We start from the raw sequence: 3,425 nt of genomic DNA on the forward strand, positions 1-3,425 counted from the left end.
GGCCGCTCTCAGCAGTCTCAGCGCGAAGAAGAACCAGAACACGGCCGAGCAGGCCACAAGCCCGAGAATCTCGCCTGAGAACCAGGGATAGGTGCTGCCGCCCCAACTGAGCGCCAGAAGCAGCAGCGCCGTGGCGATGACCAGGAGCACCGCCCCCAAACCGTCGATGCGGTGATGCTTGGCCGCGATCGGCAGCTTCTTCAGCGGGTTGTTGACGATGGCCATGGCCAGGAAGCCGATCGGCAGGTTGATCCAGAAGATCAACGACCAGTGCAGATGTTCGGCAAACACGCCGCCGAGCAGCGGACCGGCGACGCTGGCCACCGCCCAGGTGCCGGAGATCCAGGCCGCGTAGCGGGCGCGCTCGCGCGGCGGCACGAGATCGCCGATGACCGTCTGGGCCAGCGCGAAGAGACCGCCGCCGCCGGCGCCCTGGATGGCGCGGCCGATGACCAGCACCAGCATGTTGGGCGCGAGCGCGCTGACCAGCGACCCGAGCAGGAAGATGAGGATGCCGGCGTGGATGACCGGCCGGCGTCCATAGACATCGGAGATCTTGCCGTAGAGCGGCGCCACCGCCGTCGCGGTCAGAAGATAGCCGGTGACGATCCATGGCAGATATTCGGCATGGCCGAGCGCGCGCGCGATCGTCGGCAGGGCGGGGGCGACGATGGTCTGGTCAAGCGCCGCCAAAAGCATCGACAACAGCACGCCGGCGATGATGGTATTCTTCTCGCTCTCGCTCATCATCGGCGCGGCTTTCGGCGCCATCGCCTGTTTCTCGACGGTCTGGTCCATGCGTCATTCTTTCAGAGGCTGATGCTCAGTGCGCCAAAACGGCTGCGGCCGGTCGCGCCTTCATTTCTCATCGTGGATGGCGGTTCGAGTGTTCGACCCCGCTATATGTCGTTCGATATAGGCCGATTTCGACCGCCCTTCGAAAGTTTTCCCGGTCTGGCACCATGCTTGGGCGAAATTGGCCTCGGATGCGGCTTGCCTCAGGTCAAGGCGGCGGCAGTTGCCCGGCTTCGACGCGCTCCATCCGGTAACGCATCAGTCGGAGGATGCGGTTTTCGAAATTGACGCTTTCGACGCGGTCGAAGCGCACCTGGTCCTGATCGTGCCTGGCGAGCTCGGCTGCCTGGACCGCCGCGGCCTTGGCCTTTGCCTCCTCGCAGGTCTTTTGCGCAGGGATGGATTTCAGCGCATCCTCGAGCAGGCGCGCATGGTTCTTGGCGATCTCGACATGGCGCTCCTCATGCCGCTTGATGTCGGCCGACAGCGTGTCCCAGAACAGCCTGACGTCGGGATCGGCTTTGCGCGGGCGCCGCCATTCGGGGAGGATCACCTTGACCTTCACGGTGACGGCCGCGTCGGCGATGCGGCAGGATTCCGCGCTCTGCGCGTAGCTGATGCGGGTGGTGAAGGCCATCTGCGTGGCGCCCGGATGCCGCGAGCCGGTGCTCTTCACTTCGGGGCCGTTTCTCGACAGTTGGTTCTGGATATCGTCGAGCGTGCGGCCGCCGACGCTGAAATAGCTATAGGTCTTCACCAGATTGGCCGCGCCCGCCGGCATGGCGGTCAATGCGAGCATCAGGGCGCAGAGCAGGGATCGGTTCATCATATTGCCTCTTCACGCACCTTGCTTTAGGGCCGTCGCCAGCGCAACGGAATTGATTTCGCGCGGATCACGCATGGTTGATGGACAATGACGACAAGGCGATGGCAGCTGGCGCATGGACGCTATCTCGACCTCGGTCCGAAGGCCGTCGTCGTCGGCATCCTCAACGTGACCCCAGACAGTTTTTCCGACGGCGGCCTGTTCATCGCGCCCGAGAAGGCGCTGGAGCAGGCGCGCCGCATGGCGAAAGAGGGCGCCGCCGTCATCGATGTCGGCGGGGAATCGACCCGACCTGGTTTTGCTCCGATCACCGCTGAAGAAGAGCAGGGCCGCGTGCTGCCGGTCATCGCCGCGCTCGCGGCTTCCAGCGAGGCGCTGATCTCGGTCGACACCTACCGCGAGGACACGGCGCGGCGGGCGGTCGCCGCCGGCGCCCATATCGTCAACGATGTCTGGGGGTTGCAGCGAGAGCCCGGCATCGCGCGCGTCGCGGCCGAGACCGGCGCCGGGCTCGTCATCATGCATACCGGGCGCGAACGGCAGAAGCTGCCTGACGTGATCGAGGACCAGTTCCTGTTCCTGCGCAAATCGCTGGAGATCGCGCGTGCCGGCAAGGTCGCCGACAGCCAGATCGTGCTCGACGCCGGCTTCGGCTTCGCCAAGGAGACGGCGGAGGAAAACCTCGACCTGATGGCGCGGTTTTCCGAGCTTCAGGCGCTCGGCTATCCGCTGATGGCGGGGACCTCGCGCAAACGCTTCATCGGCAGCGCGACGGGGCGCGAGGCTGGCGATCGGGCGGCCGGCACGGCGGCCACCAGCGTCATCCTGCGCTTGAAAGGAGCCGACCTGTTTCGCGTCCACGATGTCGCAATCAACGTGGACGCGCTGGCGGTGACCGATGCTATGCTTGCCCGCGAAACCGAGCTTCCTCCCGGACACTGATCATGTACGTCATCCGCATGAAGAACTGCGCCTTCTTCGCCCGCCACGGCGTGCTGGACGAGGAGGAGACGCTTGGCCAGCGTTTCTACGTCGATGCCGAGTTGACGGTCGAGCCCAGCCGGCCGCTGACGGAGGATTCCATCGAGGATACCGTCAATTACGGCGTCGCCTTCTCGGTCATCGAGGAGATCGTGACCGGACATCGCCGCTTCCTGATCGAGGCGCTGGCGCTGGAGGTCGCGAAAGCGCTGACGGCGCGGTTCTCGCAGATCAGGAAAGCCGCGATCACCGTACGCAAGCCGAACGCCCCGGTGCCGGGCGTGCTCGATCATGTCGAGGTGAGCGTTGTCTGGCCGGAATAGCGCCGTCTACCTCAGCCTCGGCGGCAATCTCGGCGACCCGGCGAAGTCCATGGGCGTGGCATTGCGCATGCTGGACGGCGACGTCGCGACGCGCGTCACCGCCGTCTCCTCGCTCTACCGCACGCCGCCCTGGGGCAAGCTCGACCAGCCCGATTTCCTCAACGCCGCCGCCGCGATCGAGACGGCGCTTTCGCCACGCGCGCTGCTCGACCTTTGCCTCGATGTCGAGAGGCGACTGAAGCGCGTGCGCGAGGAGCGCTGGGGGCCGCGGCTGATCGACATCGACATATTGGTGTTCGGCGACCGGGTGATTCACGAGACCGGTCTCGAAGTGCCGCATCCGCGCATGCTGGAACGCGCCTTCGTGCTGGCGCCGCTGGCCGAGATCGCGCCCGCGCTTTCGGTTGGCGGCAGGAGCGTGTCGGAACGGCTCGGAGCCGTCGACACGTCCGGCATCGAGCGGCTGCCGTCGGGCCGCGAATGGTGGGTGGGGTAAAGCC

At 65.9% G+C, this 3,425-nt stretch carries 5 protein-coding genes; 3 read left to right on the top strand and 2 right to left on the bottom strand.

Features of this window, described 5'->3' with window-relative positions:
• Together EOD07_RS27390 and EOD07_RS27395 are read right to left on the bottom strand one after the other, a co-directional pair.
• Positions 1-798: MFS transporter (locus tag EOD07_RS27390; RefSeq protein WP_127237620.1), on the bottom strand; the 798-nt coding region annotated here is incomplete at its 3' end.
• A gap of 205 nt (positions 799-1,003) precedes the next feature.
• On the bottom strand, positions 1,004-1,624 hold the full coding sequence (locus EOD07_RS27395; RefSeq protein WP_082037061.1) for a DUF922 domain-containing protein: 621 nt from the start codon (positions 1,622-1,624) through the stop codon (positions 1,004-1,006).
• A gap of 84 nt (positions 1,625-1,708) precedes the next feature.
• On the opposite strand from EOD07_RS27395, the gene folP reads away from it, so the two are divergent.
• The 3 genes from folP to folK are packed head-to-tail and all read left to right on the top strand — an operon-like array spanning position 1,709 to position 3,421.
• Complete coding sequence (gene folP, locus EOD07_RS27400; RefSeq protein ID WP_127237621.1) at positions 1,709-2,563, top strand: dihydropteroate synthase; 855 nt, start codon at positions 1,709-1,711, stop codon at positions 2,561-2,563.
• Between the two features lie 2 nt (positions 2,564-2,565).
• A complete protein-coding gene (gene folB, locus EOD07_RS27405) occupies positions 2,566-2,925 on the top strand; it encodes a dihydroneopterin aldolase (RefSeq protein ID WP_040981151.1) in 360 nt (119 codons plus the stop codon).
• Positions 2,909-3,421, top strand: a complete 513-nt coding sequence (gene folK / locus EOD07_RS27410) for a 2-amino-4-hydroxy-6-hydroxymethyldihydropteridine diphosphokinase (RefSeq protein ID WP_127237622.1) — start codon at positions 2,909-2,911, stop codon at positions 3,419-3,421. Before folB ends, folK begins: the two co-directional genes overlap by 17 nt.
• Positions 3,422-3,425: the final 4 nt, after the last annotated feature.

The organism is Mesorhizobium sp. M2C.T.Ca.TU.002.02.1.1, assembly GCF_003997225.1.

Bases quoted from the DNA above. Each gene is read 5' to 3' on its own strand.
- EOD07_RS27395 (WP_082037061.1), bottom strand. From the start codon at position 1,624: ATGATGAACCGATCCCTGCTCTGCGCCCTGATGCTCGCATTGACCGCC.
- folP (WP_127237621.1), top strand. From the start codon at position 1,709: ATGACGACAAGGCGATGGCAGCTGGCGCATGGACGCTATCTCGACCTC.
- folB (WP_040981151.1), top strand. From the start codon at position 2,566: ATGTACGTCATCCGCATGAAGAACTGCGCCTTCTTCGCCCGCCACGGC.